This is a genomic window from Mesorhizobium sp. WSM4809 (assembly GCF_055811655.1).
On sequence record NZ_JBVVQW010000014.1, the window covers coordinates 118,849 to 144,707 of the forward strand.

Below are 25,859 nucleotides of genomic sequence, written 5' to 3' on the forward strand. Positions count from 1 at the left end.
TTGCCAAATGAGAACAAAAAAGGTACAAATAGGCAGGGATTACGGATTGTCCGGCCTTCATTGACGACCAAGGGGTGATGTATCATGGCTCAGAATTCTTTGCGGCTGGTAGAGGACAAGGCAGTGGACAAATCAAAGGCTCTGGATGCGGCGCTGTCGCAGATCGAGCGGGCTTTCGGCAAGGGCTCGATCATGCGGCTCGGCGCCAACGATCAGGTCGTCGAGATTGAAACGGTGCCGACCGGCTCGCTTGGCCTCGACATCGCGCTTGGCGTCGGTGGCCTGCCGCGCGGCCGCATCATCGAGATCTACGGGCCGGAAAGCTCGGGCAAGACGACGCTTGCCCTGCACACCGTTGCCGAAGCCCAGAAGAAGGGCGGCATCTGCGCTTTCGTCGATGCCGAGCACGCGCTTGACCCGGTCTATGCCCGCAAGCTTGGCGTCGATCTCGAAAACCTTCTGATCTCGCAGCCTGACACTGGGGAGCAGGCGCTGGAAATCTGCGACACGCTGGTGCGCTCCGGCGCCATCGACGTGCTGGTGGTCGATTCGGTCGCGGCGCTGACGCCACGCGCCGAAATTGAAGGCGAGATGGGCGATTCGCTGCCCGGCCTGCAGGCCCGCCTTATGAGCCAGGCGCTGCGCAAGCTGACCGCGTCGATTTCGCGCTCCAACACCATGGTCATCTTCATCAACCAGATCCGCATGAAGATCGGCGTCATGTTCGGCTCGCCTGAAACCACCACCGGCGGCAATGCGCTGAAATTCTACGCTTCGGTGCGCCTCGACATCCGCCGCATCGGCTCGATCAAGGACCGCGACGAGGTTGTCGGCAACCAGACCCGCGTCAAGGTGGTCAAGAACAAGCTGGCGCCGCCCTTCAAGGTGGTCGAATTCGACATCATGTTTGGTGAGGGCGTCTCCAAAACCGGCGAACTGGTCGATCTCGGGGTCAAGGCTGGTATTGTCGAGAAGTCTGGCGCCTGGTTTTCCTATAACTCGCAGCGTCTCGGCCAGGGCCGCGAAAATGCCAAGCTGTTCCTGCGTGACAATCCCGACACGGCACGCGAGATCGAGTTGTCGATCAGGCAGAATGCCGGGCTGATCGCCGAAAAATTCCTCGAGAATGGCGGCCCTGAGCGCGGCGATGATGACGGTTTCGAGGAAGAATCCGGCGCGATGTAACAGCTTCGTGCGCGATGCCGGCCGGAGTTCGGCCATAATCGCGTTCTATTATCTCAGGCTTATGTAATCGAGTTCCGCGTTATTGCGTTTCGAAACCGCCGGCCCAGTGCCGGCGGTTTTGCGTTTCGGCGGCGGAACCAGGCCGGGTCGAAGGGCCGGCAAAGGCCGTGGATTGGACCAATTCCGTGTTTCTGGACAGGGTGAAGCGCGGCGGCTAAAAGGCCAAGTCCTAATCTTCTAGAACGCAGAGCCCATTTCCGCCGGTTTGCCGGCGGCTCTTCCGAAAAGGCAGCATCATGAGTGGCGTGAACGAAATCCGGTCGACATTTCTCGACTACTTCCGCAAGGAGGGTCACGAGATCGTCGCGTCGAGCCCACTGGTGCCGCGCAACGACCCGACGCTGATGTTCACCAACGCCGGCATGGTGCAGTTCAAGAACGTCTTCACCGGTCTGGAGAAGCGGCCCTATTCGCGCGCCTCGACCGCCCAGAAGAGCGTTCGCGCCGGCGGCAAGCACAACGATCTCGACAATGTCGGCTACACCGCGCGCCATCTGACCTTCTTCGAGATGCTCGGCAATTTCTCCTTCGGCGACTATTTCAAGGAGCGCGCCATCGAGCTTGCCTGGAACCTGATCACCAGGGAGTTCGGGCTGAACAAGGACAAGCTGCTGGTCACCGTCTATCACACAGATGACGAGGCGGCCGGCTTCTGGAAGAAGATCGCCGGTTTTTCCGACGACCGCATCATTCGCATCGCGACCTCGGACAATTTCTGGGCGATGGGCGACACCGGACCGTGCGGGCCGTGCTCTGAAATCTTCATCGACCGCGGCGAACACATCTGGGGCGGCCCTCCCGGCAGCCCGGAGGAAGATGGCGACCGTTTCCTGGAATTCTGGAACCTGGTGTTCATGCAATATGAACAGGTGACGAAGGAGGAGCGCATCGACCTGCCGCGTCCGTCGATCGACACCGGCATGGGCCTGGAGCGGATGGCCTCCATCCTGCAAGGGGTGGAAAGCGTCTTCGAGACCGATCTGTTCCGTCACCTGATCGACGCGGCCTCGTCCGCGATCGGGCATGGTCCCGACAAGGAGACGGTCGCGTCCTACCGGGTCATTGCCGATCATCTGCGTTCGTCCTCCTTCCTGGTGGCGGACGGCGTGCTGCCTTCGAACGAAGGCCGGGGCTATGTCCTGCGCCGCATCATGCGCCGCGCCATGCGCCATGCGCAGCTGCTGGGTGCCAACGAACCGCTGATGTGGAAGCTGGTGCCGGCGCTGGTGCGCGAGATGGGCCAGGCCTATCCGGAGCTGCTGCGCGGCGAACAGTTGATCACCGAGACGCTGAAGCTCGAGGAGACCAGGTTTCGCAAGACGCTGGTGCGCGGCCTCGGCCTGCTCTCCGAGGCGACGGAGACGCTGCATGCCGGCGACATGCTGGACGGCGAAACGGCCTTCAAGCTCTACGACACCTATGGCTTCCCGCTCGACCTGACGCAGGACGCGCTGCGCCAGCGCAGCATCTCGGTCGATCTTGCCGGCTTCACCAACGCCATGGAGCAGCAGAAGGCCGAGGCGCGAAAGCATTGGGCAGGCTCCGGCGACGCGGCGACCGAGACCATCTGGTTCTCCGTGCGCGAGAAGGCGGGCGCCACCGAGTTCCTCGGCTATGAGACTGAAGCTGCCGAAGGCATCATCCAGGCGCTTGTCCGGGACGGCAAGGCTGTCGACAGCGCCGGCAAGGGCGACGCCGTGGCGATCGTCGTCAGCCAGACGCCGTTCTATGCCGAGTCCGGCGGCCAGATGGGCGACACCGGCATCATCTCAGGCGAAGGCTTCTCGATCGAGGTTTCGGATACGCAGAAGAAGGCCGATGGGCTGTTCGTCCATGTCGGCAAGGTGGCCAGCGGCACGGTCAAGATCGGCGCCGCCGTCGAGCTGAAGGTCGACCATGCCAGACGCTCGAGGTTGCGCGCCAACCATTCCGCGACGCATCTGGTCCATGAGGCGCTGCGCGAGGTGCTGGGCAGCCATGTCGCGCAGAAGGGCTCGCTGGTGGCGCCCGAGCGCCTGCGCTTCGACATCTCGCACAACAAGCCCATTTCACCGGAGGATCTCGAAGAGGTCGAGCGCATGGCCAACGAGATCGTCGTCCAGAACGGCCCGGTGTCCACGCGCCTGATGTCGGTCGACGATGCCATTGCCGAAGGCGCCATGGCGCTGTTCGGCGAGAAATACGGCGACGAAGTGCGCGTCGTGTCGATGGGCACCGGCGTTCACGGCACCAAGGCCAACCGGCCCTATTCGGTCGAGCTCTGCGGCGGCACGCATGTCCGGGCGACCGGCGATATCGGCCTGGTGCGTGTCGTGTCGGACAGCGCGGTCGCGGCCGGCGTGCGCCGCATCGAGGCGCTGACCGGCGAAGCCGCGCGCAAACATCTCGACGAGCAGGACCGGCGTTTGAAGGCGACGGCGGCCGTGCTCAAGATTTCGCCGGCCGATGTGCCGGCGCGCGTCGAGACGCTGCTCGAAGAGCGCAAAAAGCTTGAGAAGGAACTGACCGAGGCGCGCAAGAAGCTGGCGCTGGGCGGGGGATCGTCAGCCGATGCTCCAGCCGCCAATGAGACGGTCGCCGGTATCGGCTTCCTCGGCAAGACGGTCTCCGGTGTCTCGCCGAAGGATTTGAAGCCGCTGGCCGATGCCGGCAAGAGCTCGCTCGGCTCCGGCGTCGTCGTCTTCGTCGGCGCCGGCGAAGACAACAAGGCAAGCGTCGTGGTGGCCGTCACCGACGACCTCATCGGCCGCTTCAGCGCCGTCGACCTTGTCCGCGTGGCCTCCGCCGCATTGGGCGGGCAGGGCGGCGGCGGGCGGCCCGACATGGCCCAGGCCGGTGGCCCCGACGCTTCCAAGGCCGATGATGCGATTGCAGCAGTGAGGGCGGCACTCGAAGCGGCGTAGGCTAGTGGGCTGAATTTAAAGCAACAGTTGGCGGGACGTCCCTTATCAGCCGACTTTTTCAGTCTGCGCAAAGGTCGGCCGGGCGACGATGCGTGCATACCAATCCTGGATATCCGCAAAGCGCGCAAGCAAATCTTGCCCCTCGCTGACCTTGACGAAATAGGCAATGATCGGCGCCGCGTGCAGGTCGGCCAGTGTCAGTTGCTCGCCAAGCAGCCACGGACCTTGTGGCTTCAGCGATCTCAGCACCGTCTCAGCCTGAGCAAGGCCGCCGGCGATCAATTCCTCATCCGGCTCAGCCTTTTCCAGCCGCTCGACGGCAACATCCCAGACCATCGCGCGATAGCCATAGGCGTCGAGCATGCCTATGATTTGGCCCATCCTGGCGCGGCCGCGCGCGTCGGCAGGCTGCAGCGCCGGTCCGTCGAAGGCCTCGTCGATATAGCGAGCAATCGCATTGGTCTCGAAGAGGCGAAACCCGTCATAACAGAAGGCCGGGATGCGGCCGAACGGATGATGCTCGAAATACCAGGCGGGAACGCCCTCGGCGGCAAAGACATCGACCGGCACAAGCTCGTAGTCGATGCCTTTTTCCGCGAGTACGAGGCGGACGATGCGTACATAGACGCTGTACTCCGCCCCGTAGACGATGGGCTTGCCCATCTTGCTTACTTGTCAGGCCATCGCCTTCTGCAGGTTCTCGTCGATCTTGTCGAGGAAACCGGTGGTCGACAGCCAGGGCTGGTCGGGGCCGATCAGCAGCGACAGGTCCTTGGTCATGAAGCCTGACTCGACCGTCTGGATGCAGACCTTTTCCAGCGTTTCGGAAAAACGCTTCAGATCGGCATTGTCGTCGAGCTTGGCGCGGTGGGTGAGGCCACGCGTCCAGGCGAAGATCGAGGCGATCGAATTGGTCGAGGTTTCCTCTCCCTTCTGGTGCTGGCGATAATGGCGGGTGACGGTGCCATGCGCGGCTTCGGCTTCCACCGTCTTGCCGTCCGGCGTCATCAGCACCGATGTCATCAGGCCGAGCGAGCCGAAACCTTGCGCGACCGTGTCGGACTGCACGTCGCCATCATAGTTCTTGCAGGCCCAGACATAGCCGCCCGACCATTTCAGGGCGGAGGCCACCATGTCGTCGATCAGGCGGTGCTCGTACCACAGCTTCTTCGACTTGAACTCGGCCGCGAACTCGGCCTCGTAGACTTCCTGGAAGATGTCCTTGAAGCGACCGTCATAGGCCTTGAGGATGGTGTTCTTGGTCGACAGATAGACCGGATAGTTGCGCAGCAAGCCGTAGTTCAGCGAGGCGCGGGCGAACTCGCGGATCGACTCGTCGAGATTGTACATGGCCATGGCGACACCGGCGCCGGGCGCGTCGTACACATCGTGCTCTATCACCTGGCCGTCCTCGCCGACGAATTTGATGGTCAGCTTGCCCTTGCCGGGGAAGCGGAAATCGGTGGCGCGGTACTGGTCGCCGAAGGCATGGCGGCCGACGATGATCGGCTTGGTCCAGCCGGGCACCAGGCGCGGCACGTTCTTCATGATGATCGGCTCGCGGAAGATGGTGCCGCCGAGGATGTTGCGGATGGTGCCGTTCGGCGACTTCCACATCTTCTTCAGCTTGAACTCCTCGACGCGCTGTTCGTCGGGGGTGATCGTCGCGCATTTCACGCCGACGCCGTGTTTTTTGATGGCGTTGGCCGAATCGATGGTCACCTGGTCGTTGGTGGCGTCGCGGTGCTCGATGCCGAGGTCGTAATATTCAAGCTTAAGGTCGAGATAAGGGTGGATCAGCTTGTCCTTGATGAACTGCCAGATGATGCGGGTCATCTCGTCGCCGTCGAGTTCGACGACCGGGTTCGCCACCTTGATCTTCGCCATGGAAAGAATGCCTCGTTGCTGGATATGGGACGGCCTTGCCCGCGCGGCGTTGGGCCGGGAGATGTCGCCCGTATATCAAAGCGCTTTTGGCCACGCAAACGGCGATCGGTCACGAATTGGAGGCCATAGCCGTCGTCATTTGCGAATGCTTCATTTTCCCGGCCGAATGTGGCAGGGACGCTGAAATGCCGCAAACAGCAGTTCATTGACAATCATGCCCGTCATCAAAGATCCCGATAGCATTGCAGTCGCCGGCCCGGCGATCATCCTCGTTGAGCCTCAGCTTGGCGAGAACATTGGCATGGTCGCGCGCGCCATGGCCAATTTCGGCCTGTCGGAGCTGCGCCTGGTCAACCCGCGTGATGGTTGGCCGAGCGAGAAGGCGCGCGCTGCGGCCAGCCGCGCCGATCATGTCATCGACGCTGTCACCGTCTTCGACGATCTGGCCTCGGCGCTCGCCGACCTGAACTTTGTCTTCGCCACCACGGCCAGGCAGCGCGACGGCTTCAAATCTGTGCGCGGGCCGGTGGAGGCGGGCAGGCTGCTGCGGGCGCGCCACGTGATGGGCCAGCGCACCGGCATCCTGTTCGGACGCGAACGCTTCGGCCTCTACAATGACGAGGTCGGCCTTGCCGACGAGATCGTCACTTTCCCGGTCGATCCCGATTTCTCCTCGCTCAACATCGCCCAGGCAGCACTTCTGATGTCCTACGAATGGATGAAGTCCGGCCTGGAGGACGAGACCAAGACCAATTTTTCCGGCCCGGACATGAAACCGGCAAGCAAGGAAGAATTGCACGGCCTGTTCGCCTATCTCGAAGGCGCGCTGGAAGCGCGCGGCTATTTCCGGCCGGCGCCGAAGAAGCCGAAAATGATCGACAATCTGCGCGCGGTGCTGACACGCCCCGGTTTTGCCGAACCGGAGCTGAAGGTGCTGCGCGGCATCATCTCGTCGCTCGACAGGTTTTCGCCGGCGATGCCGCGCGGCGACGGGTCCCCTGGCGACGATCCGCGGCGCTTGCCCGCGGCCGCCGCGCGTGCCCGCAAGGCGGAGGCGGCACGCCTTGCCGACACCGGCAAGGACGATGACATACCGCCGCTTGGCGGAAAAGGAACCGACAATGACTGAGCGGCCGATCCTGATGTTCGATTCGGGCATCGGCGGGCTTACCGTGCTGCGCGAGGCGCGCGTGCTGATGCCCGACCGCCGCTTCGTCTATGTCGCCGACGACGCTGCGTTTCCCTACGGCGCTTGGGAAGAGCCGGCGCTGAGGGCGCATATCCTCGAATTGTTCGGCAAACTGCTTGAGCGCTTTGCGCCGGCCATTTCCGTCATCGCCTGCAACACCGCCTCGACGTTGGTGATCGATGCGCTGCGCGATAGATTTCCCGCGCATCCTTTCGTCGGCATGGTGCCTGCGATCAAGCCGGCGGCGGAACGTACGCGCTCAGGGCTGGTTTCGGTGCTGGCGACGCCTGGCACCGTCAAGCGCCAATACACGCGCGACCTGATCAGCAAATGGGCGCAGAAATGCCATGTCCGCCTGGTCGGCAGCGACAGGCTGGCGGGACTGGCTGAGATCTACATGCGTGAGGGCTTCGTCGATGAGGAGGCCGTACGCACCGAGATCACGCCGTGCTTCGTCGAACATGATGCGTTGCGTACGGATATCGTCGTGCTCGCCTGCACACACTACCCCTTTCTGGCCAATCGCATGCGCAAGACGGCGCCCTGGCCGGTCGATTGGCTCGACCCCGCTGAAGCGATTGCGCGCCGGGCGCTGTCGCTTCTCGCCGACATCGATCCGAGCGGTCGTGGCGAGATGCTGCCTGAAGGCCCCGACCTTGCCGTCTTCACATCGAAAAGAGCCGATTTCCCGACCCGTCGCCTGATACAGGGCTTCGGGCTGGCAATGTCGTGATTGCGAAGCGGAACATCACGGCAGTCGTTGCGTTTTTTCTCCAGATTCCAACGGGAGAAAGAATCATGCCAGCCACCTCGAAAGCCCAGCAGAAAGCCGCCGGCGCGGCTCTGTCGGCCAAGCGCGGCGAGACCAAGAAGAGCGAACTGCAGGGCGCTTCCAAGGGAATGTACGAATCGATGAGCGAGAAGCAGCTCGAGGAATTCGCAGAGACGAAGCGCAAGGGCCTGCCGGAGAAGAAGTCGAAAGACTAACGATTAAGCATCCGGAATCAAAGAGCCCGCGGCCTAAACCGCGGGCTTTGAATTGATGTCGGCCGCCTGAGACCGGATAGGAGCCTACCAGCGCCCGCTGCAGCGCTTGATCTTGTAGCGTATGACCTTCTTGTGGCCGTGCCGCCAGATAACCTTCTTCTTGATCACGATGCGACAAGCCTGGTGATGTCGGTGTCCGTGCCAATGCCTGGCCTCCGCCGGCTCCGGTGTCATGACCGCCATGGATCCCGCCAACACAGCGGCCCCTGTCAGGGTAAGGAAGAATTTCTTCATGCGAATGTAGCTCCTCTGCTCCGGTCCCTTCCTAATGCAACTGGCGCAACCTCCCGCCACATCCGGCACTGTACTCAACCCAGAGACGCTATATCGTCGCCATGGCCTACGCCAGCCACAAGCTTGACACCGGTTAAATCTCCGTTTAATCAGCGCGCCAACACCGGGCCGCAATGCCCGGTGGTTTTCTTTATGTGCGCAAGATGCGTGGAAATCCAATTCTACTATCTTGTTTGAACTGACGTGTCCCGTGGGTTTTCCGCCGCGTTGCGTGGGAAAACCCTGTCAGGTCTCGAAAACGGAGGCCAGAGGAGGGCGCGTTTCCTTCACCCGGACCATGAGGTTCCGGGTGTATTGTTTTGAAAAGGGAATGCGATGAGCAAGCGCGAATCCGCGAAGTACAAGATCGACCGCCGTCTCGGCGAAAATATCTGGGGCCGCCCGAAGTCCCCGGTCAACAAGCGTGAATACGGTCCCGGCCAGCATGGCCAGCGCCGCAAGGGCAAGCTTTCCGATTTCGGCCTGCAGCTGCGCGCCAAGCAGAAGCTGAAGGGTCACTATGGCGACGTTTCGGAAAAGCAGTTCCGCAAGGTCTATGAAGAGGCTGACCGCCGCAAGGGCGACACCTCGGAGAACCTGATCGGCCTGCTCGAATCGCGTCTCGACGCGGTCGTCTACCGCGCCAAGTTCGTGCCGACCATTTTCGCCGCCCGTCAGTTCGTCAACCACGGCCATGTCAACGTCAACGGCAAGCGCGTCAACATCGGCTCGTATCGCTGCAAGCCGGGCGATGTCGTCGAAGTGCGCGAAAAGTCCAAGCAACTGGTCATCGTTCTGGAAGCGGTAGGTCTCGCCGAGCGCGACGTGCCGGACTACATCGAAGCCGATCACAACAAGATGGTCGCGACCTTCTCGCGCATCCCCGGCCTGGCGGACGTTCCGTTCGCCGTGCAGATGGAACCGAACCTGGTCGTCGAATTCTATTCGCGCTAAACGAGCGCATTCTGCGATACCAAGCAAAGGCCGCCCGTCGAGGCGGCCTTTTCTTTGTCGGTCATGTCCGCTAATCCGGCGCTCTGGGCCACTGAAAGCGACATGCCATGAACATGCTTCCAGACATCGAACCGATCGCCGACAGCGAAGGCGGCTTCCATCCGCTGTTCGCCGACGTGCCGTCCTCGGTCGAGTTCAACAAATTGCGCAAACGGCTGCTGCGGCTGACCCGACAGGCGATCGAGGATTTCTCGATGGTCAAGCCCGGCCAGCGCTGGCTCGTTGCCCTGTCGGGCGGCAAGGATTCCTACGGCCTGCTCGCGGTGCTGCTCGATCTCAAATGGCGCGGGCTCTTGCCGGTCGATCTTCTGGCCTGCAATCTCGACCAGGGCCAGCCGAATTTCCCTAAACATATCCTGCCGGACTATCTCGACAGTCACGGCATTGCGCACCGGATCGAGTATCAGGACACCTATTCCGTCGTCACCGACAAGCTGCCGGCGGGCAGCACCTATTGCTCGCTCTGCTCGCGCCTCAGGCGCGGCCATCTCTACCGCATTGCGCGCGAGGAGGGTTGCTCGGCACTGGTGCTCGGCCACCATCGTGAGGACATTCTCGAAACCTTCTTCATGAACCTCTTCCATGGCGGCCGTCTCGCCGCCATGCCGCCTAAACTGCTCAACGACGACGGCGACGTCATGGTGCTGCGGCCATTGAGCTACTGCGCCGAGGCCGATCTGGAAAGATTCGCCGCCGCCATGCATTTCCCGATCATTCCCTGCGATCTCTGCGGTAGCCAGGAAGGCCTTCAGCGCAACGCCATGAAGGCGATGCTCGCGGACCTGGAAAAGCGTATGCCCGGCCGCAAGGATACGATGCTGCGCGCGCTGTCGAACAGCAGGCCATCGCACCTGCTCGACAGGAAGCTGTTCGACTTCGCTGCCCTCAACGACACCCTCACCACAAGGCAAGACATTTCCGATGACATTTGACGACACCGCGATCGATTGGCTGGCCGGCATTCTGGCCGAGGCGGCGCTGACCGAGATCATGCCGCGCTTTCGCCGGCTGGGCGATGGCGATGTCAGGCAGAAGACCTCGGCCGCCGACCTTGTGACCGAAGCCGACGTCAATGCCGAGCGGCTGATCACCGCGCGGCTGCGCGAGCGCTATCCCCAGGCGATGATCGTCGGCGAGGAGGCCTGTTCCGACAATCCGGCACTGCTCGATGGTCTGGGCGATGCCGATCTGGCCTTCGTCATCGATCCGGTCGACGGCACCTTCAACTTCGCCTCCGGCGTGCCGCTGTTCGGCGTCATGCTGGCGGTCGTGGTCCAGGGCGAGACGGTTGCCGGCATCATCCACGATCCCGTCGGCAAGGACTGGCTGATTGGTGCCAGGGGCGCCGGCAGCCATATCCGGCATGCGCATGGCAGCCTGGAGAAGGTGCATGTCGCGGCACCCGCGCCGATCTCGGAAATGACCGGCTCGGTCTCCTGGCAATATATGCCCGAACCGGAGCGGTCGCGGCTGGCGCGCAACCAGACCAAGATCCTGTCGCAATTCGCCTATCGCTGCGCCGCGCACGAATACCGCCTGCTGGCGAGCGGCCATGCCCACTTCGTGGTCTACAACAAGCTGATGCCGTGGGACCATCTGGCCGGCGTGCTGATCCATGCCGAGGCCGGCGGCCACGCGGCGCGCTTCGACGGCAGCGCCTATCTGCCCTCGCATCTCGGCGGCGGCCTGCTTGTCGCGCCCGATCGCGAAAGCTGGCACGAATTGCGCCGCGAACTCTGGGCGGCACAGGATTGATTGCTGCGTTAGCCGAAGGAGCGGTGCAATTTCACGCAGATCCGGAGGCTCTCGAATGAAACCTCGGTTCGCATTTGTCGCTGCGGCTCTTGCCGCCGCTCTGTCTACCAGTTCCCAGGAAGCAAGGTCGCAAGAGCGCAGTTGTCGCAGTTCCGATCCCGTCGATACGATAAGGGAGATGTCGGACGCTATCTATGCCTGCTGGAAACCGCCACCCGGAACCGCGGGCATGTCCCTGACACTGCGGTTTTCGCTTCGCTGCAACGGCACACTGATCGGCAAGCCTCGCGCCACATATGCCGATCTGGGAACCGATGCCCAGCGCAGCCGTGCCTTCGTGGCATCCATTCTCAGGGCACTCGATGATGCTCTGCCTTTGCCCTTTTCGGACAGCATGGGTGAAGCAATCGCGGGGCGTATGCTCGCCCCTCGATTCACGGCGGCCCTTGAGGGTGCATCCTAATGCAAGTCGGTGATGTGCCCTGAAACGGGCGGGTTCTGCGGCTGGAACATCTTGCCGCGCTCGGCGATGAAGATCATCAGCAGCGCCGCGATCGACACGCTGCAGAAGCCGGCGGCCAGTGGCGTCACCGTGCCGTTGAAGGCCTGGCCGATCAGCGTGCCGAGAATGCCGCCGAGAAACGTCTGCATGAAACCGAGGATCGACGACGCCGTGCCGGCCAGTTGCCCGAGCGGCTCCATGGCCAGCGCGTTGAAGTTCGCGCCCAGCGCACCGAACGGAAGCATGGCGCAGGCAAAGAAGGTGATGAACAGCCAGAGCGGCATCTTCATTTCCAGCGAGACCACCAGCCAGGCAAGGCTGATGACCAGGAACAGCAGCAGCGCACTCTGCGACAGGCGGCGCATGCCGATACGGCCGACAAGGCGCGAGTTCAGAAAGTTGGAGAAGGCGAGCACGCCCGCGACGCCTGCGAAGATGACCGGGAACATCTCGCCGACATGGAAGATGTCGACATAGATCTGCTGCGCCGAAGCGATGAAGCCGAACATGGCGCCGAAGATGAAGGTGCTGGCGAAGGCATAACAGATCGCAATGCGGTTGGTGAGCACGATGCGAAACCCGCCGACAATGGAGTTGAGTGTCAACGGCCGGCGATGTTCGGGATGCAGCGTTTCAGGAAGGCGCAGCAGCGACCAGGCCGAGACGAGGAGCGCACCGACGGCCATGGTGACGAAGATCCAATGCCAGGTCGCAAACAGCATGATGAACTGGCCGATGCCGGGAGCAATGACCGGTATCGCCATGAACACCATGAAGATCAGCGACATCACCTCGGCCATGCGCCGGCCGTCGAACGTATCGCGCACGATCGATACGGCGATGACGCGGGTGGCGGCCGCACCAATGCCTTGCACGGCCCGGCACAGCAGAAGTGTCTCAAAGCTTGGCGCAATGGCGGCAGCCGCGGCCGCGGCGACATAGATCACCAGCCCGGCGACCAGTGGTGCGCGACGCCCGAAGCGATCCGAGATCGGCCCGAAGAACAACTGTCCGCCGCCGAAGCCCAGAATGTAGGCCGTTATGACGTACTGCCGGTGGTTTTCATTTTCGACACCGAGCGTGGCGCCGATCTGCTGCAGCGCGGGCAGCATGATGTCGATGGCCAGCGAGTTCAGCGCCATCAGCGCCGCGCACAGGGCGATGAACTCCCAGCGCGGAATGGGCAGTTTGCTTGCCGATTGCGGCGCTGGTTTTGGCTGGTCCACGGCAAGTCCGATCTTTCGAACGAAAATGCGCCGGCGGGCCGGCGCATTGGCTCGTCCTGGTCCTGGGTTCAGGACATGAAAATTGCCGAGGTGGGCTGCCCCGGGTGCCTGGTGCTCGATGCCCAAAATCAACGTCGATTTTCGGGCATGCACAAAACAGAAATCAGGCGGCGCCTTTGACGCTGACGCCCTTCTCGACGAGGAATGTCTGCAACTCACCGGCCTGGAACATCTCGCGGATGATATCGCAGCCGCCGACGAATTCGCCCTTGACGTAGAGCTGCGGGATCGTCGGCCAGTTGGAGTATTCCTTGATGCCCTGGCGCAGTTCGGCCGAGTCCAGGACGTTCACGCCTTTGTAGTCGGCGCCGATATAGTCGAGGATCTGGACGACCTGGCCGGAAAATCCGCATTGCGGGAAACCGGGCGTGCCCTTCATGAAAAGGACGACGTCGTTGCCCTTCACTTCATTGTCGATGTAGTCGTTGATGCCGCTCATGGAATATCCTTTCCCGCCTGTGGGAGTCAGGCTCGAAACATATCCCTTCAAATAAACCCAACGATTGCTCGAAACAAGACGTTAGCCGCGCCGCGGCTGAAATGGCGCAAAGGATGGGCCGTGTTGGGCCAAGCAGACCATCCCTCGACACCGATCGTGAGGTTGCGGTCTATATTCCGGCGCGAGTCAGTCGGGAACGCTGGTCTGCAAGGCGAGTGCGTGCAGCACGCCGCCCATATTCCCTTTCAGCGCGTCATAGACCATCTGGTGCTGCTGGACGCGGCTTTTCCCCCGAAAGCTCTCGGCCACCACCTCGGCCGCATAGTGGTCGCCGTCGCCGGCGAGATCGCGGATCGTGACCTTGGCGTCCGGAATGCCGTCCTTGATCAGTTTTTCGATGTCGTGGGCGTCCATTGCCATGGCAAAATCCTGTTTCGAGCGACCGGTGTCAGGCCATAAGATGAGAGTCGGGCGAGCCTAAAGCCTTTCCGGTCCGGATTGAAGCCGTTCTGACCCACCAACGACAAGACGGTCCGGTGGCTTCAGAGAAAGACTAGGCCGGTGGGCTTGCTTCATCCTCGGCAACGTCCTCGCGTGTCGAGAAAGCGCGGCCAAGGCTGAAGGCCAGCACATAGAGCGGCACGTTGAGCACGAGGCTGACAATGGGGAGATAGCTCGTCATTTGCCAAGCCGGTGAGAAGAACCCCTGGCCGTAGCCGTCGCAGATGAGCGACGAGCCGTACTCCCACAACGCGCCTAAGACCACCGTGCTGGCAAAAAGCTTAATGCAGGTGACGATATGCCTTGCCCGTGCCGGATCCGGCGCAAGGCGGCCCCAAAGCACCAGGCAGATGATCGGAATTGCATAGAGGAGGTTCTGCAGCGCCAGCATCGGGATGGCGCCGTTGGCCGCGGCAAGAAACCCCGCACGCGTTTCCAGCCGCATGCACACCTCGCTCGAGGTTGTCGACAGCAGGAAAAAGACGAACGGTCCCAGGAACCAGAAGAAGAACAGTGACGGCCAGAAGACGACTGCAAGCAGCGCCCGGGCAGCCAGTTTCCTGTGATTGATCATGAGTTTCCCGAAAAACCGTTCCCACTTTTCGGGATCATGCTCTCGTCAACTGGCCTGGTCCATAAAGCGCGGGAACCAGCCTTCGTGGGCTCCGCTCAATTCGCTGACCGGGATTGCCCTGGCGTCACCAAGCTTCAGCGCGCTGCCACCTGTGGAGCCGATCCACGGCGCGAAGATGCCAAGCTCGCCCTGCTGCTTGCGAATGGCGTCCCATTCGTCACCGTGCGGATCGATCGACAACGTCAGGAGATAACGGCCCTGGTCCTCGCCGAACCAGACCGGGATCGGGTCGGTGCCGACAAGCCCGGGAACGGTGGCGCCGATGCCGGACGCCATCGCCATTTCGGCAAGCGCAACGGCGACGCCGCCATCGGAAACGTCATGCGCCGCCGTGACGACACCGGATGCGATGAGCGCGCGCACATGGTCGCCGACGCGCTTTTCGTGATCGAGGTCTACCGGCGGCGGCGGGCCGTCCGTGCGGCCGTGGATGTCCCTGAAATAGACCGATTGGCCAAGATGCGTTCCCCAGGACGCCGGCGCGCCGACCAGCAGGATCATCTGGCCCTCGGCCGCAAAGCCGATCCGCACCATCTTCGACCAATCGGCGATCAGCCCGACGCCGCCGATGGTCGGGGTTGGCAGGATGCCCTGGCCGTTGGTCTCGTTGTAGAGCGAGACATTGCCGGAGACGATCGGGAATCCGAGCGCACGGCAGGCGTCGCCTATGCCTTTCACCGCGCCGACCAGCTGGCCCATGATCTCGGGCCGTTCCGGGTTGCCGAAATTGAGGTTGTCGGTGGCGGCCAGCGGCAGAGCGCCGGTGGCGGTCAAGTTGCGCCAGCATTCGGCCACCGCCTGCTTGCCGCCCTCATAAGGGTCGGCCTCGCAATAGCGCGGCGTCACGTCGGAGGAGAAGGCGAGCGCCTTGGTCGCATGGCCTTCGACCCGGACCACGCCGGCATCGCCGCCTGGAAGCTGCAGCGAATTGCCCTGGATCAACGTGTCATACTGTTCCCACACCCAGCGGCGCGAAGACAGGTCGGGCCCGCCGAGCAGCTTCAGCAGCGCGTCGGCAACGTCGGCTTGCGGAATGTCATTGGCGGCCAGCGGCGCCGGCTTTTTCGGCTCGACCCACGGCCGGTCATATTCCGGAGCCTTGTCGCCGAGATCCTTGATCGGCAGATCGGCGACCTGATCCCCCTGGTGCAGCACGCGGAAGCGCAGATCGTCGGTGGTCTTGCCGACGATGGCGAAGTCGAGCCCCCATTTGTGGAAGATCGCCTCGGCTTCCTTCTCCTTTTCGGGGCGCAGCACCATCAGCATGCGCTCCTGGCTTTCCGACAGCATCATCTCGTAGGCGCTCATGCGCTCTTCGCGCACCGGCACCTTGTCGAGATAGAGCTCGATGCCGAGGTCACCCTTGGCGCCCATTTCCACCGCCGAGCAGGTAAGGCCGGCGGCACCCATGTCCTGGATGGCGATGACTGCGCCCGAGGCCATCAGTTCGAGGCTGGCTTCCAGCAGGCACTTTTCGGTGAAGGGATCGCCGACCTGCACTGTCGGGCGCTTCTCATCGATCTTGTCGTCGAATTCGGCCGAGGCCATGGTGGCGCCGCCGACACCGTCGCGGCCGGTCTTGGCGCCGAGATAGACGACCGGCAGGCCGACACCCTTGGCTTCCGACAGGAAGATCGCATCGGTCTTGGCAAGGCCCGCCGCGAAGGCGTTGACCAGGATGTTGCCATTGTAGCGGGCGTCGAAATTGACCTCGCCACCGACTGTCGGCACGCCGAAGGCGTTGCCATAGCCGCCGACGCCGGAAACCACGCCTGAAACAAGGTGCCGGGTCTTGGGATGGTCAGGCGAGCCGAAGCGCAGCGCATTCATCGCCGCGATCGGCCGCGCGCCCATGGTGAAGACGTCGCGCAATATGCCGCCGACCCCGGTCGCCGCGCCCTGGTAGGGCTCGATATAGGACGGGTGGTTATGGCTCTCCATCTTGAAGACGACGCAGTCGCCATCGCCGATGTCGACCACGCCGGCATTCTCGCCCGGCCCCTGGATGACCTGAGGTCCGGTGGTCGGCAGCGTGCGCAACCATTTCTTCGAGGATTTGTAGGAGCAGTGCTCATTCCACATCGCCGAGAAGATGCCGAGTTCGGTGAAGCTCGGCTCGCGCCCGACAAGATCGAGGATGCGCTGATACTCGTCGGGCTTGAGCCCGTGTGAGGCAATGAGCTCGGGGGTGATCGGCACGGAATTGGAAATGGTCATGGGCGGCGATTTATATCCGGGACGTTGGGATTTTGAGTCCCGTCTTATCGCAAGCCTTGCGGCCGATACACCCATGGATTGACGAAAAACGACGGAAAACCGGACAAAGCCACGCAGTGTCAGGAGAAGCTGTCGTAGCCGGCGCGGCCTTCATCGAGAAGTCGCCGGATCGCCGCGACGCCTTCAGCGATATCCCCGCGCTGTCTCGGCTGCGAAACGCCAAAGCGGACGCCATGGAAAACCTGCTCGGAACGGCCGGCCTTGAATTCGTCCTCGTCGTCGATCAGCACGCCGTGCTCCAGGCAGGCGTTCTTGAAGGTGCCGGAAAGCCAGGGGTCGGGCAGGGTCAGCCAGACAAAGGGCACCCTGTCATGCGACTTGACCGCGAAGCCGGCCAAAGTCTCGCGCACGATGGCGATGCGGGCGCCGATTTCGGCGATGCTGCGCTTGCGTATCTCATCCGCCTGACCTGACAGCACCAGCCTTGTATTCACCTCCGCCAGCAGGAAGGGCATGCCGCCGGTCATCATCTTGTGGGCGACACGGATGCGGTGGCGGTAGGCGGGCGGGCAGGAAAGCCAGCCGCCGCGCACACCGGCTGCGACCGACTTCGACAGGCCGCCCGCGACAATGGTGCGTTCAGGCGCATACTCGGCCAGCAATGGTGTCGGATCGTCGGTCAGATTGCCATAGAGATCATCCTCGATGAGGAGGACGTTGTATTCGCGTGCGACATGGGCGATCGCCTCGCGGCGCGCCGCCGACAAGGTGGCCAGCGTCGGATTCTGCGCCGTCGGCATCAGGAAGATCATCTTGGGATGCTTTTGCGCGCAGACGCGCTCGAAATCCTGCGGATCGATGCCTTCCTCGTCCGATGCCACCAGCGCGGTGCGCCTGCCGATCAGGCCGGCGCTGCGGGAAATCTGCGAGTAGGTGAGGTGCTCGAAGGCAATATAGTCGCCAGGCATGGTGAGCGCCGCGATCGCCGCCATCACCGCCGCATGGGTGCCGAGCGTGGGAACGATGGTGTCGGCACTCGGACGAAACGAATTGCGCGCTAACCAGCGGGCGCCGGCTTCGTACCATCGGTCGGGGAAGTCCCGCGTGTAGCTCGAAATCTCATGCGGATGGTCCTGCGCCGTGCGCGACAGGACTCCGGCGACAATGTCGCCCTGGCCGATATCAGGTGCTGCGGTGCTGTCGAAACGCAGCTTGCCCTTAGGCGCATCGATATAGCGCGTGCCTTCGCCGCCGACGTCCGGAGCCGGAAAATCCGGCTTCGCGCGCTGGCCGAGCACATAGGTCCCACGCCCGACTTCGCCGCTCACCAGCCCACGCTCGCGCAGCAATTGATAGGCCCGGCCGACCGTGCCGACGGTGGTGCCGATGTCGTAGGCGAGGTCGCGCTGCGGCGGCAGCTTTGCGCCGGCATCGATCACGCCCCGATCGATGTCCGTCTCGATGGAATCCGCCAGGCGCTGATACAGCGGCCCGGAGCCGGTGGTGAGATCGGGAAGCCAAGTTGTCATGGTGACAATTTTCTATATTGCACCGATAGATGAGTCAATACATACCAGTCGCGTGCAAAAAAGGGTACAATCTAGAACGTTGGCAGAAAGAAAATGAATACAATCGCGACAATACGTCATTCGAGCGCTGCATTATCGGGCCAATCCACACGTCCATCGGCTCAGCGCGGTTTTGTCAGCCGTCTTGTGCGCGTGCTGAGGTCGATGGCAAGATGGATCGACAACCTGCTGGATCGCCGCCGCAGCCGGTTGGCGCTGCTGGAGATGACCGACGACCAGCTCAAGGATATCGGCGTCACGCGCTGCGACGCCCACCGCGAGGGCATCAGGCCGTTCTGGGACTGACTGTGACCCCAAAAGCGGGAACCGGGTTTTGGGAGATAATGGTCCTGGGAAATGCGGACAGGACGTCCGTACAGTTCTAACGGACGCTCGATGCCCTGGTGCGTGCAACGGCATGGTCCGCAAGGACGGCGACCACGCACAGCACGAGGAAAAGTCCGGTGATGGCTGCGGCCGAGATGAGGACGCTGGTCGCGCCGTTCTTGGCGATGTCCAGGAAAGGGTAGGGCACCTCGCCGGCAAACGGCGCCCGCATCAGCGCATAGACCAGATAAGCGATGGGATAGATCACCCACCAGGAAATGTCGCTCCAGCGCGTCCTGCCGTCAGCGCCCGATATCAACCACCACAGCACGAAGAGCACCGGCGTCACATAATGCAGCAGGACGTCGCAGAGCAGGAACAGCCCCTGCGGCTGCCAGAGTTGTGCCAGGACCGTTGCGTAGATGATGAAGACCAGCGCGATCGAAACCGCAACGCCGGTGCGCATCCGCGCGCCTGCAAAGGCCGGCAGCCAGGCATAGAAGGTGGGTGACAGCAGCGACGTGTACACCAGCACCGCGCCGATGTTTGTCAGGATGGTGAAGAAGCTGAAGACGAAAATGATTGAGCCAAGCAGGCTGCGGCCGGCTTCCATCGATGCCGGAATGCTGATGCAGAACTGCAGGATGAGCCCGGCCAGACCGATGACCAGACCCGCGATCTGCAGGAACCGGCCCATGGGCTAGGCCGTCGCGGCGCAGGCCGGATTGCCGGCCTGCCAACGGGCGATGTCCGAGCCGATGCGGGCGCCGAGCGGATCGTTCATCAGCGGTCCGAAGACGTCGACGCGGCTAGAATTGCCTTGCGCCTGCACGACCAGCAAAGGTTTGCCGCCATAGTGCTTGGCCGGCACCAGCAGGAAACGCGGCGTGCCGCTGAACGAATTCAGCTCATTGGCCATCTGGTACGGTTTGAAGGCTGGGTCCTTGCTGGCGATCCAGCATTTGTGGGCAGCGATCGCCACTTGTTCCATGGCCAGCAGCGCAGCACTTTTGCCTGAGGGAACAGGCGTGCTCTTTGGCGTCGACTGGCAGGATGCCAGCACAAAGCCCGCCGCGGCGACCAGCGCGATCGTCTTCGACTTGATCAAGCGGCACCCATCTCAAGCTCGGACAGAAAAATCTTCAAACCATCGGTCATCTCGCCCCACACCCGCGACAATGCCGGGTGTTGCGAGGCGATCTGCTGGTAGGCGTCGAATTTGGGATAGGCGTCGAGCAGGTCGTGGCGTCCCGTCATGGCGCGGAAATTGTTGAAGATGAACCGGGTCGGCGTCAGCCAGGCATCGGCGAAACTGATGTCGTCACCGAGTGCGAAGGGCCCTTGCGCCATGCGCGCCTCGATTGCCGCCAGTCCATGATGCAGGCGGGCGAACTGGGCGTCGATCTCGGCATTGTTGCGCTTCGGCACGGAATGAAGCTCGAAAAGCTTCATCATCGGGGTAAGCACGTCGAGATCGGTGATGCGGGCGAACATGCGCACCAGCGCGCGGTCCTTGGAATCGGGCGGCAGCAGGGCCGGTTCCGGAAACCGTTCCTCGAGATATTCGGCGATGACCACCGATTCGACGATCGTCTCGCCCGAGCCGGTGATCAGCACCGGAATCCGGTTCATCGGCGAGATGGCGCGAAACTCTTCCGGGATGGGAAAACCGGGCGGCGGCGCGATGATCTTGAGCGGTACGTCCTTGATGTAGGCCAGTGCCCGCACGATCGACGAGTAGGGCGACAACGGCCGCGAATAGAGTTTCATGACCGTCTCTCTCCCCAATGAACCAGACTTGCTCCAAAGAGACAGGAATGTCCGGCTGTTTTCAAGCTGTTCGCTTCGATATCGTCAGGCGGCGATGCCGAGGGCGCTCTCGAACAGTCCGCGGCCGTCGGTACCGCCATGGGCTGCTTCGATCAGGTTTTCCGGGTGCGGCATCAGCCCGAGCACATTGCCTTGGCTGTTGACGATGCCGGCAATGTCGTTGATCGAGCCGTTGGGGTTGGTGCCCTCGGCATAGCGGAACACCACCTGGCCTTCGCCTTCGATTCGGGCAAGCGTGTCGGCGTCGGCGAAATAATTGCCGTCATGATGCGCGACCGGCGAGCGGATGATCTGGCCCGGCTGATAGCGGCGCGTGAACATGGTGTTGGCATTGGTGATCTCGAGCTTCACCTGCCGGCAGACGAATTTCAGCGAGGTGTTGCGCATCAAGGCGCCCGGCAACAGGCCGGCCTCGACCAGGATCTGGAAACCATTGCAGACGCCGATGACCGTAACGCCCGCGGCCGCTTTTTCGGCCACCGCCCGCATGACCGGCATGCGCGCGGCGATCGCGCCGCAGCGCAGATAGTCGCCGAAGGAAAAGCCGCCCGGAATGGCGATCAGGTCGACATCGGGGATTTCGGTATCGGTCTGCCAGACGGTGACCGGGGGTGTTCCCGAAATCTTGGTCAACGCCGCGATCATGTCGCGGTCGCGGTTGAGGCCGGGCAGGAGGACGACGGCTGATTTCATTTTGGTTCGTAAGGCCTTTGTGCTTCGGCGAGTTCGCGCAACTAGAGGCGCTGCTCAATCCGTTCAAGACGTTGATCGATACGGCCTGTTATCGCGTAGATATTGTTGACGTCCGTTTGCGTGCTCAACGCCTGCAACCTGATCGCGACAATCTCGTGCTTGACTTCGCCCAGGCCACTCTCAAGTCGATCCATTCGTGAATGGATTTTCTTGACAAGCTCGTACATCAGTTCATTCGTGACTTCAGGCATACGTGCCTCCGGCACAACCTTAGGTAAGCGTCACACTATAATTCTCAATCACCGTGTTCGCCAGCAGCTTGTCGCACATGGCCTTGAGGTCCGCTTCGGCCTTGGCCTTGTCGCTTTCCGCCAGCTCGACGTCGAACACCTTGCCCTGCCGCACCGTGCCGACGCCGCCGAAGCCCAGGCCGGACAGCGCGTGTTCTATCGCTTTGCCTTGCGGGTCGAGCACGCCGTTCTTGAGGGTGACGGTAATGCGGGCCTTGATCACGCTGGACATGCTCCTGTTCTGAGTATCGGGAGGCAAGCCGCGATCAGTGCGGCTTGCCTTTGAGGCCGTCGGTCGAGGCGACAAGCACCGGGCCGGTTGGGCGCGGCGGTTCGTTCTCGTTCATGATGCCGAGGCGGCGGGCAACTTCCTGGTAAGCCTCGACGAGGCCGCCCATGTCGCGGCGGAAACGGTCCTTGTCGAGCTTGTCCTGCGTCGCCACGTCCCACAGGCGGCAGGAATCCGGCGAGATCTCGTCGGCAACGACAATGCGCATCATGTCGCCTTCGAACAGCCGGCCGCATTCGATCTTGAAGTCGACGAGCTGGATGCCGACGCCCATGAACAAGCCAGAGAGGAAGTCGTTGACGCGGATGGCCAGCGCCATGACGTCGTCGATCTCCTGCGGGCTCGCCCAGCCGAACGCGGTGATGTGCTCTTCCGACACCATCGGATCGTCGAGCGCGTCGGCCTTGTAATAGAATTCGATGATCGAGCGCGGCAGAACGGTGCCTTCCTCGATGCCGAGCCGCTTGGACAGCGAACCGGCGGCGACATTGCGCACCACCACTTCGAGCGGAATAATCTCAACTTCCTTGATCAGCTGCTCGCGCATGTTCAGCCGGCGGATGAAATGGGTCGGAATGCCCATGCGGTTCAAATGGTTGAAGATGTACTCGGAAATGCGGTTGTTGAGGACACCCTTGCCGTCGATGACCTCGTGCTTCTTCTTGTTGAACGCGGTGGCGTCATCCTTGAAGAACTGGATAAGCGTGCCCGGTTCGGGTCCCTCATAGAGTATCTTGGCCTTGCCTTCATAAATGCGGCGGCGATTTTTCATCTGGATTTTTCTCTGGGGTTCCGGACAGGGCGGTATCAGACCATTTCCTGTCCGTCTGCCTGAAATAGTGCGGCTACGGTAGGGTTCAATGCCGGGTCTATCCCAATCACATCGTTTGCTCAATCGGCAAATCCTTCCAATCAACCGCTTTCGGGACTGAAATGCCGCAGCGCAGCATTCGATGAAGCGTATTGACCGACCCGCGACCTTTTGGTTTGTGCTTTGGCAACGCACATATTCACCGCCAACGAATCGAATTTGACCGGAGGGACGCCATGAGCAGCATGAAAGACCGCGAAGAGGGCTTTGAGCGTAAATTCGCATTCGACGAGGAGCTTCGGTTCAAGGCCTCGGCGCGCCGCAACAAGGCGCTCGGCCTGTGGGCCGCCGAAAAGCTCGGAAAATCCGGCGCTGATGCCGACGCCTATGCCAAGGAAGTGGTTATCTCCGACATCGAGGAAGCCGGCGACCACGACGTGTTCCGCAAAATCCGCGGGGATTTCGACGCGGCCGGCGTCGAGCAGTCGGACCACCAGATCCGCCGCACCATGGACGAACTGATGGCGCAGGCGATCGAGCAGATCAAGAACACCTGATCCGGGCCATGCGCTGATCCCGGCCATACGCTGGACCAATCGACCGCCCGGCCTATCCGGGCGGTTTTTCTTTGCCTTTGTCGCGGTTTCCGGCTGAAACTGCCGGAGTTAACAAGGAAAGTATCCATGTCCCTGAAGTCCCGCCTCGCGGCCGACGAAACGCTGTTCACCGCATGGTCCGGCGTGCCGGATGCCTTGACCGTCGAAATCGTCGCCAAGCAGGGTTTCGATGCCGTCACGCTCGACATGCAGCATGGCGGCCATCACGAAGACAGCGTGCTGCGTGGCCTGGTGCCGGTGCTCGCTGCCGGCAAGCCGGCGCTGGTGCGCATTCCCGTTGGCCGTTTCGACATGGCAAGCCGCGCGCTCGATTTCGGCGCCGAGGCGGTCATCGCGCCGATGGTGAACTCGGTTGCCGATGCAAAACTGTTCGCCGCCGCCATGAAATACCCGCCGCTCGGCGAACGCTCCTGGGGTCCGACCTACGCTTTTCCACGCCACGGCAAAGGCGACCAGGCCGAATGGCTGCGCGACACCAATCAGCGCACAATGGCCTTCGCCATGGTCGAGACGCGCGCCGCCCTCGATGCGCTCGACGGCATCCTCGACACGCCCGGCATCGACGGCATCTTCCTCGGCCCGTCGGATTTCTCGATCGCCTGGAGCAATGGTGCGACCGTCAATTCGACGCTGGAAAGCATGATGGAGACGGTGGCATCGGTGGCCGAGCGCACCCGCAAGGCCGGCAAACATGCGGCGATCTACGTTGTCGAGCCGGCAATTGCCGGCCGGGTCGTGTCGATGGGCTATCGCCTGCTGGCCATGGGCTCCGAGCATTCGCTGATCGGGCTTGGGGCAAAAACGCTGATCAAGAGCGTCCGCGATTCGATCGGGTCCTGAAGACGCTCAAGGTTTCAGATCCGTCAGGAATTTGGCGAAGGTCATTGAACCTTCGGGCCAAGGACCAAAACCTGAATCCGGGTTGAGATGACCGGTCTCACCGGCATCGATGAACAGCGAACCCCAGGCGCCGGCGATGTCCTCCGCGACATCGAAGGCGCAGAACGGATCGTTGCGGCTGGCGATCACGATCGAGGGAAAGGGCAGCGGCTCACGCGGATAGGGGCCGAAGGTCATCAGGTGCCTGGGCCTGATCTCGGGATTGGCGACGTCGGGAGGTGCCACGAAGAAGGCCCCGGCAACCGGCTTGCGGAACTGCGTAATGGCTTGCACTGCAGCGGCGACACCGAGCGAGTGCGCCACCAGGACGACCGGCCGCTCGGCCTCGTTGACCGCCTCGGCAACGCTCGCCGTCCAGTCCTCGCGAACCGGCTTCGACCACTCGGCCTGTTCGACGCGGCGCGCCGTCGACAGTTTCGACTGCCAGCGGCTCTGCCAATGGTCGGGGCCGGAATTGGTGTAGCCCGGTACGATGAGAATATCTGCTTCCTTGACCTTCATGGCGCTGAGATAGCGAGCGGCATCGCTTCGTGCAACCGGCAGGAACGCCGCTTTTGCTCACAATAGTGAACACCATGTTCGCTTCTTCGCGTCTTGTGTGAACGATGCCGATGGACGATCTGTGGTCAGGAAAAGAAACAGCCGTGCGCGGGAACCCTGACTTTGGAACTGACACGACGTACAATGATCGGCGGAGTGGGGCTTCTCGCTTTGGGAGCTTCATCGCAGGCCGGTCGAACGGAGCATTCGATGAGCGAGTTGCCTTTTGCCGCCACCACCCCGGTCAGCGTTGCCCGCGTCGGGCTGAAGGCGCGCGACGCGGAAAGCCTTGCCGCCTATTACCGCGAAATTGTCGGTCTGCAGGAGTTGAGCCGTGCCGATGGCGCGATCACCCTGGGCGCCGCCAACCGTCCCTTGTTGGTGCTTGAGCAGGACGCTTCAGCCAAGCCGGATGATCCGCGCAGCGCCGGGCTGTTCCACACCGCCTTCCTGCTGCCCAGCCGCGCCGACCTCGGCCGCTGGATCAACCACGCCATATCAAACAAGATCGCGATCGAGGGCGCTTCCGACCATCTGGTCAGCGAAGCTCTGTACCTGACCGATCCCGAAGGCAATGGCATCGAGATCTATGCCGACCGCCGTGCGCAGGACTGGAAGTGGAATGGCGACAAGATTGCCATGGCGACAGAACGGCTGAACATTCCGTCCGTCGTTGCCGAAGTGCCGGCGGGTGATGCCGGCTGGCAGGGTACGCCGGAAAACGGCATCGTCGGCCATGTCCACCTGCGTGTCGGTAGGCCGGAAGACGCCGAAGCCTGGTGGAACCAGGAATTTGGCTTCGACACCATGGCCAAATACGGCGGCCAGGCGGTGTTCCTGTCGTCGGGCGGCTATCACCACCACATCGGCGCCAACGCCTGGCAGAGTTCAGGCGCCGGCCGCCGCGATTCGAGCCGGTCGGGCCTTGCCTGGGTCGAGATGCGTTCGGACAAGGTGACGAGCCCGGTAACCCGCGAAGACCCGTGGGGCACGGTGATCAGGACTGTTCCCGGCAACGCTTGAGAGCTGTCCAGCCGATAGATGGGTAACAGTTTGAACCGGATACATAGGTAACAGTTTTCCCCCTTATGATGGGTTCGCG

At 62.3% G+C, this 25,859-nt stretch carries 29 protein-coding genes; 12 read left to right on the forward strand and 17 right to left on the reverse strand.

Going from position 1 to position 25,859, the window contains the following annotated elements; all coding sequences use genetic code 11:
- Positions 1-84 precede the first annotated feature (84 nt).
- Positions 85-1,185 (forward strand): recombinase RecA, encoded by a 1,101-nt coding sequence (recA, locus tag AC0L24_RS26390; RefSeq protein ID WP_027036993.1) that lies wholly within the window; start codon positions 85-87, stop codon positions 1,183-1,185.
- A 296-nt stretch (positions 1,186-1,481) separates the two neighbouring features.
- Positions 1,482-4,148: an alanine--tRNA ligase gene (alaS, locus tag AC0L24_RS26395; protein WP_473564333.1), complete on the forward strand. Its 2,667-nt coding sequence runs from the start codon at positions 1,482-1,484 to the stop codon at positions 4,146-4,148.
- 45 nt (positions 4,149-4,193) lie between these two features.
- On the opposite strand, the gene AC0L24_RS26400 is transcribed toward alaS, so the two are convergent.
- Entirely contained in the window at positions 4,194-4,811 is a 618-nt protein-coding gene (locus AC0L24_RS26400; protein ID WP_127810655.1) for a glutathione S-transferase family protein, read from the reverse strand.
- 12 nt (positions 4,812-4,823) lie between these two features.
- Complete coding sequence (locus AC0L24_RS26405) at positions 4,824-6,035, reverse strand: NADP-dependent isocitrate dehydrogenase (protein ID WP_127810654.1); 1,212 nt, start codon at positions 6,033-6,035, stop codon at positions 4,824-4,826.
- A 214-nt stretch (positions 6,036-6,249) separates the two neighbouring features.
- Here AC0L24_RS26405 and AC0L24_RS26410 point away from each other — a divergent pair, with 214 nt between their 5' ends.
- The 3 genes from AC0L24_RS26410 to AC0L24_RS26420 all read left to right on the forward strand — a co-directional run bounded on the left by AC0L24_RS26410 (position 6,250) and on the right by AC0L24_RS26420 (position 8,211).
- On the forward strand, positions 6,250-7,164 hold the full coding sequence (locus AC0L24_RS26410; RefSeq protein WP_128364130.1) for an RNA methyltransferase: 915 nt from the start codon (positions 6,250-6,252) through the stop codon (positions 7,162-7,164).
- On the forward strand, positions 7,157-7,957 hold the full coding sequence (murI, locus tag AC0L24_RS26415; RefSeq protein WP_473564336.1) for a glutamate racemase: 801 nt from the start codon (positions 7,157-7,159) through the stop codon (positions 7,955-7,957). Before AC0L24_RS26410 ends, murI begins: the two co-directional genes overlap by 8 nt.
- A 65-nt stretch (positions 7,958-8,022) precedes the next feature.
- Positions 8,023-8,211: a DUF3008 family protein gene (locus AC0L24_RS26420; protein ID WP_023810328.1), complete on the forward strand. Its 189-nt coding sequence runs from the start codon at positions 8,023-8,025 to the stop codon at positions 8,209-8,211.
- Positions 8,212-8,295: 84 nt separating this feature from the next.
- Here AC0L24_RS26420 and AC0L24_RS26425 read toward each other — a convergent pair whose 3' ends face one another.
- On the reverse strand, positions 8,296-8,505 hold the full coding sequence (locus AC0L24_RS26425) for a hypothetical protein (protein WP_128289297.1): 210 nt from the start codon (positions 8,503-8,505) through the stop codon (positions 8,296-8,298).
- A gap of 375 nt (positions 8,506-8,880) precedes the next feature.
- Here AC0L24_RS26425 and rpsD point away from each other — a divergent pair, with 375 nt between their 5' ends.
- The 3 genes from rpsD to AC0L24_RS26440 all read left to right on the forward strand — a co-directional run bounded on the left by rpsD (position 8,881) and on the right by AC0L24_RS26440 (position 11,313).
- Positions 8,881-9,498: a 30S ribosomal protein S4 gene (gene rpsD / locus AC0L24_RS26430; protein WP_023759539.1), complete on the forward strand. Its 618-nt coding sequence runs from the start codon at positions 8,881-8,883 to the stop codon at positions 9,496-9,498.
- A gap of 107 nt (positions 9,499-9,605) precedes the next feature.
- Complete coding sequence (ttcA, locus tag AC0L24_RS26435) at positions 9,606-10,490, forward strand: tRNA 2-thiocytidine(32) synthetase TtcA (RefSeq protein ID WP_473564338.1); 885 nt, start codon at positions 9,606-9,608, stop codon at positions 10,488-10,490.
- The gene (locus AC0L24_RS26440) at positions 10,480-11,313 is read left to right on the forward strand and encodes an inositol monophosphatase family protein (protein ID WP_127397339.1); all 834 of its coding nucleotides are present in this window, start codon (positions 10,480-10,482) and stop codon (positions 11,311-11,313) included. The genes ttcA and AC0L24_RS26440 overlap by 11 nt, the downstream gene beginning before the upstream one ends.
- A 459-nt stretch (positions 11,314-11,772) precedes the next feature.
- Here AC0L24_RS26440 and AC0L24_RS26445 read toward each other — a convergent pair whose 3' ends face one another.
- The 6 genes from AC0L24_RS26445 to AC0L24_RS26470 form a co-directional block, all read right to left on the reverse strand.
- Entirely contained in the window at positions 11,773-13,041 is a 1,269-nt protein-coding gene (locus tag AC0L24_RS26445; protein ID WP_292630477.1) for a multidrug effflux MFS transporter, read from the reverse strand.
- 163 nt (positions 13,042-13,204) lie between these two features.
- Complete coding sequence (grxD, locus tag AC0L24_RS26450) at positions 13,205-13,540, reverse strand: Grx4 family monothiol glutaredoxin (protein ID WP_006332883.1); 336 nt, start codon at positions 13,538-13,540, stop codon at positions 13,205-13,207.
- A gap of 186 nt (positions 13,541-13,726) precedes the next feature.
- Positions 13,727-13,960 carry a BolA/IbaG family iron-sulfur metabolism protein gene (locus tag AC0L24_RS26455; RefSeq protein ID WP_010909092.1) on the reverse strand — a complete coding sequence of 78 codons (234 nt, stop codon included), beginning with the start codon at positions 13,958-13,960 and terminating at the stop codon, positions 13,727-13,729.
- A gap of 133 nt (positions 13,961-14,093) precedes the next feature.
- On the reverse strand, positions 14,094-14,615 hold the full coding sequence (locus AC0L24_RS26460; RefSeq protein ID WP_127810646.1) for a hypothetical protein: 522 nt from the start codon (positions 14,613-14,615) through the stop codon (positions 14,094-14,096).
- A gap of 45 nt (positions 14,616-14,660) precedes the next feature.
- On the reverse strand, positions 14,661-16,892 hold the full coding sequence (gene purL / locus AC0L24_RS26465) for a phosphoribosylformylglycinamidine synthase subunit PurL (protein WP_127810645.1): 2,232 nt from the start codon (positions 16,890-16,892) through the stop codon (positions 14,661-14,663).
- A gap of 119 nt (positions 16,893-17,011) precedes the next feature.
- Positions 17,012-18,421, reverse strand: coding sequence for an aminotransferase-like domain-containing protein (locus tag AC0L24_RS26470; protein WP_127810644.1), 1,410 nt, complete (start codon positions 18,419-18,421; stop codon positions 17,012-17,014).
- Between the two features lie 93 nt (positions 18,422-18,514).
- On the opposite strand from AC0L24_RS26470, the gene AC0L24_RS26475 reads away from it, so the two are divergent.
- The gene (locus tag AC0L24_RS26475; protein ID WP_127398766.1) at positions 18,515-18,766 is read left to right on the forward strand and encodes a DUF1127 domain-containing protein; all 252 of its coding nucleotides are present in this window, start codon (positions 18,515-18,517) and stop codon (positions 18,764-18,766) included.
- A gap of 76 nt (positions 18,767-18,842) precedes the next feature.
- Here the strand turns inward: AC0L24_RS26475 and AC0L24_RS26480 are convergent, their stop codons facing one another.
- The 7 genes from AC0L24_RS26480 to purC all read right to left on the reverse strand — a co-directional run bounded on the left by AC0L24_RS26480 (position 18,843) and on the right by purC (position 22,661).
- A complete protein-coding gene (locus tag AC0L24_RS26480; RefSeq protein WP_127332056.1) occupies positions 18,843-19,484 on the reverse strand; it encodes a Pr6Pr family membrane protein in 642 nt (213 codons plus the stop codon).
- 3 nt (positions 19,485-19,487) lie between these two features.
- The gene (locus AC0L24_RS26485; protein WP_023810339.1) at positions 19,488-19,895 is read right to left on the reverse strand and encodes a hypothetical protein; all 408 of its coding nucleotides are present in this window, start codon (positions 19,893-19,895) and stop codon (positions 19,488-19,490) included.
- Complete coding sequence (locus tag AC0L24_RS26490) at positions 19,892-20,557, reverse strand: glutathione S-transferase family protein (protein WP_127810643.1); 666 nt, start codon at positions 20,555-20,557, stop codon at positions 19,892-19,894. The genes AC0L24_RS26485 and AC0L24_RS26490 overlap by 4 nt, the downstream gene beginning before the upstream one ends.
- A gap of 84 nt (positions 20,558-20,641) precedes the next feature.
- Positions 20,642-21,310, reverse strand: a complete 669-nt coding sequence (gene purQ / locus AC0L24_RS26495) for a phosphoribosylformylglycinamidine synthase subunit PurQ (protein WP_027036974.1) — start codon at positions 21,308-21,310, stop codon at positions 20,642-20,644.
- Between the two features lie 41 nt (positions 21,311-21,351).
- Positions 21,352-21,561 (reverse strand): hypothetical protein, encoded by a 210-nt coding sequence (locus AC0L24_RS26500; RefSeq protein WP_127810642.1) that lies wholly within the window; start codon positions 21,559-21,561, stop codon positions 21,352-21,354.
- 19 nt (positions 21,562-21,580) lie between these two features.
- Positions 21,581-21,823 (reverse strand): phosphoribosylformylglycinamidine synthase subunit PurS, encoded by a 243-nt coding sequence (gene purS / locus AC0L24_RS26505; RefSeq protein ID WP_013532128.1) that lies wholly within the window; start codon positions 21,821-21,823, stop codon positions 21,581-21,583.
- Positions 21,824-21,866: 43 nt separating this feature from the next.
- Positions 21,867-22,661 (reverse strand): phosphoribosylaminoimidazolesuccinocarboxamide synthase, encoded by a 795-nt coding sequence (gene purC / locus AC0L24_RS26510; RefSeq protein ID WP_013532127.1) that lies wholly within the window; start codon positions 22,659-22,661, stop codon positions 21,867-21,869.
- Positions 22,662-22,936: 275 nt separating this feature from the next.
- Between purC and AC0L24_RS26515 the strand changes: the two genes are divergently transcribed.
- Together AC0L24_RS26515 and AC0L24_RS26520 are read left to right on the forward strand one after the other, a co-directional pair.
- Positions 22,937-23,257: a DUF1476 domain-containing protein gene (locus AC0L24_RS26515; RefSeq protein ID WP_013532126.1), complete on the forward strand. Its 321-nt coding sequence runs from the start codon at positions 22,937-22,939 to the stop codon at positions 23,255-23,257.
- Positions 23,258-23,383: 126 nt separating this feature from the next.
- A complete protein-coding gene (locus AC0L24_RS26520; protein ID WP_127322704.1) occupies positions 23,384-24,157 on the forward strand; it encodes an HpcH/HpaI aldolase family protein in 774 nt (257 codons plus the stop codon).
- Between the two features lie 6 nt (positions 24,158-24,163).
- Here the strand turns inward: AC0L24_RS26520 and AC0L24_RS26525 are convergent, their stop codons facing one another.
- A complete protein-coding gene (locus AC0L24_RS26525; RefSeq protein ID WP_127810641.1) occupies positions 24,164-24,718 on the reverse strand; it encodes an RBBP9/YdeN family alpha/beta hydrolase in 555 nt (184 codons plus the stop codon).
- Positions 24,719-24,967: 249 nt separating this feature from the next.
- Between AC0L24_RS26525 and AC0L24_RS26530 the strand changes: the two genes are divergently transcribed.
- Positions 24,968-25,780, forward strand: a complete 813-nt coding sequence (locus AC0L24_RS26530; protein WP_473564344.1) for a VOC family protein — start codon at positions 24,968-24,970, stop codon at positions 25,778-25,780.
- Positions 25,781-25,859 lie beyond the last annotated feature (79 nt).

Bases quoted from the DNA above. Each gene is read 5' to 3' on its own strand.
- AC0L24_RS26425 (WP_128289297.1), bottom strand. From the start codon at position 8,505: ATGAAGAAATTCTTCCTTACCCTGACAGGGGCCGCTGTGTTGGCGGGA.
- grxD (WP_006332883.1), bottom strand. From the start codon at position 13,540: ATGAGCGGCATCAACGACTACATCGACAATGAAGTGAAGGGCAACGAC.
- purC (WP_013532127.1), bottom strand. From the start codon at position 22,661: ATGAAAAATCGCCGCCGCATTTATGAAGGCAAGGCCAAGATACTCTAT.
- murI (WP_473564336.1), top strand. From the start codon at position 7,157: ATGACTGAGCGGCCGATCCTGATGTTCGATTCGGGCATCGGCGGGCTT.
- AC0L24_RS26455 (WP_010909092.1), bottom strand. From the start codon at position 13,960: ATGGCAATGGACGCCCACGACATCGAAAAACTGATCAAGGACGGCATT.
- purL (WP_127810645.1), bottom strand. From the start codon at position 16,892: ATGACCATTTCCAATTCCGTGCCGATCACCCCCGAGCTCATTGCCTCA.
- AC0L24_RS26490 (WP_127810643.1), bottom strand. From the start codon at position 20,557: ATGAAACTCTATTCGCGGCCGTTGTCGCCCTACTCGTCGATCGTGCGG.
- AC0L24_RS26410 (WP_128364130.1), top strand. From the start codon at position 6,250: ATGCCCGTCATCAAAGATCCCGATAGCATTGCAGTCGCCGGCCCGGCG.
- AC0L24_RS26470 (WP_127810644.1), bottom strand. From the start codon at position 18,421: ATGACAACTTGGCTTCCCGATCTCACCACCGGCTCCGGGCCGCTGTAT.
- AC0L24_RS26405 (WP_127810654.1), bottom strand. From the start codon at position 6,035: ATGGCGAAGATCAAGGTGGCGAACCCGGTCGTCGAACTCGACGGCGAC.
- purQ (WP_027036974.1), bottom strand. From the start codon at position 21,310: ATGAAATCAGCCGTCGTCCTCCTGCCCGGCCTCAACCGCGACCGCGAC.
- AC0L24_RS26500 (WP_127810642.1), bottom strand. From the start codon at position 21,561: ATGCCTGAAGTCACGAATGAACTGATGTACGAGCTTGTCAAGAAAATC.
- AC0L24_RS26480 (WP_127332056.1), bottom strand. From the start codon at position 19,484: ATGGGCCGGTTCCTGCAGATCGCGGGTCTGGTCATCGGTCTGGCCGGG.
- recA (WP_027036993.1), top strand. From the start codon at position 85: ATGGCTCAGAATTCTTTGCGGCTGGTAGAGGACAAGGCAGTGGACAAA.
- AC0L24_RS26400 (WP_127810655.1), bottom strand. From the start codon at position 4,811: ATGGGCAAGCCCATCGTCTACGGGGCGGAGTACAGCGTCTATGTACGC.
- AC0L24_RS26460 (WP_127810646.1), bottom strand. From the start codon at position 14,615: ATGATCAATCACAGGAAACTGGCTGCCCGGGCGCTGCTTGCAGTCGTC.
- ttcA (WP_473564338.1), top strand. From the start codon at position 9,606: ATGAACATGCTTCCAGACATCGAACCGATCGCCGACAGCGAAGGCGGC.
- alaS (WP_473564333.1), top strand. From the start codon at position 1,482: ATGAGTGGCGTGAACGAAATCCGGTCGACATTTCTCGACTACTTCCGC.
- AC0L24_RS26520 (WP_127322704.1), top strand. From the start codon at position 23,384: ATGTCCCTGAAGTCCCGCCTCGCGGCCGACGAAACGCTGTTCACCGCA.
- AC0L24_RS26525 (WP_127810641.1), bottom strand. From the start codon at position 24,718: ATGAAGGTCAAGGAAGCAGATATTCTCATCGTACCGGGCTACACCAAT.
- AC0L24_RS26420 (WP_023810328.1), top strand. From the start codon at position 8,023: ATGCCAGCCACCTCGAAAGCCCAGCAGAAAGCCGCCGGCGCGGCTCTG.
- AC0L24_RS26530 (WP_473564344.1), top strand. From the start codon at position 24,968: ATGAGCGAGTTGCCTTTTGCCGCCACCACCCCGGTCAGCGTTGCCCGC.
- AC0L24_RS26515 (WP_013532126.1), top strand. From the start codon at position 22,937: ATGAGCAGCATGAAAGACCGCGAAGAGGGCTTTGAGCGTAAATTCGCA.
- rpsD (WP_023759539.1), top strand. From the start codon at position 8,881: ATGAGCAAGCGCGAATCCGCGAAGTACAAGATCGACCGCCGTCTCGGC.
- AC0L24_RS26475 (WP_127398766.1), top strand. From the start codon at position 18,515: ATGAATACAATCGCGACAATACGTCATTCGAGCGCTGCATTATCGGGC.
- AC0L24_RS26440 (WP_127397339.1), top strand. From the start codon at position 10,480: ATGACATTTGACGACACCGCGATCGATTGGCTGGCCGGCATTCTGGCC.